A 1079-nucleotide genomic window follows, 5' to 3' on the forward strand; every position below is an offset into this window, starting at 1 on the left:
GACCTGAGCTGTCCCCGCGCGGAGGCTGCATTACGCCTCCGGCTGTTTCGTATGGTTCAGGACCAAGGTTCGCAATTCCCGCTTGCCGCGAGCGTTCTGGCTGCGGTATGCGAGGCGCGCCAGCTCGATGAAGCGCTCCTCGCCGTGATCGACCTCAGGCTCTGTGGACTGATCCTCGTCCATCCACCTTTGTGGTTTGCCGCAGGCCGTCTCGATCTGCCTGGCGAGCTTGTCTGAGATGTTCCTCTGTGTCGTCTCGGACCTGATCTGCGTCCACATGCTTGGGGAAATCTGCAGCTTCTTCGCGAACAGCTCTGCCATTCCACGTGGCTGCACGCCCTGCACTGCCTGCTCGGCTACGAACTCCCCGAAGAGGATGAGGACGTTGTTGCGACGGATGGTTGAAAGTGACATGCTGGGATCTTGAGCAGACCGCCGTGTTGTTGGGCAAACACGTCGATCGAAAAAAAATGTTCGGGAACTGTTGCACGAAACAGTAAACCCAGTTTACATTACACCCATCGACGAACTTGTTTCGTCCCGTTTCTTCAACCCAACTTCGATTCATCGAGAACAACGCCAACCACTGGAACCATCGTGAAAGCAAATCTGACCTCACTGAACATTCGACCCACATCGGGCCGGGCGTTCGTGCGCGTCGAGGTTTGTGGTGGTCGCAGTCTGACGACATCCAAGATGCATTCGCAGCTGAACTCCATTCCGTCGATTCCGGCCGCATTGTGGCTTGGACAGTATGAGGATCAGCCGCCACCGGGTGGAGGTAGCGCGTAAGCGCGTACCTTCCTAGCTCTCTCACCAGAGGCCCGGATTCCGAAATGGATCCGGGCTTTTTTGTTTTTCCCATCGTGCAGATCTCGATCGGCACCCAACCGCGAATGGCATCCGTGCCGGCCGCCACAGCAGTGATCGCGCTGCCGTGAACTCACCCGCCGAGTGGCGCCGGTGGTGATCCTTAAAAATTCGCCGCGAGTCGCGCCCCTCACTGGTGGGGCCACCGACTCGCAAAACATGCAGCCGTAGCTCAGTCAGGAAGAGCGCAACGTCGCCAACGTTGAGGC

Annotated in this window: 1 protein-coding gene; it reads right to left on the reverse strand. The window is 58.2% G+C overall.

What is annotated here, in order from left to right:
* Nucleotides 1-30: 30 nt before the first annotated feature.
* Nucleotides 31-414, reverse strand: coding sequence for a hypothetical protein (locus AC1DY5_RS56750; protein WP_478122890.1), 384 nt, complete (start codon nt 412-414; stop codon nt 31-33).
* Nucleotides 415-1079: the final 665 nt, after the last annotated feature.

It is taken from the genome of Variovorax sp. P4_D9 (assembly GCF_056401695.1).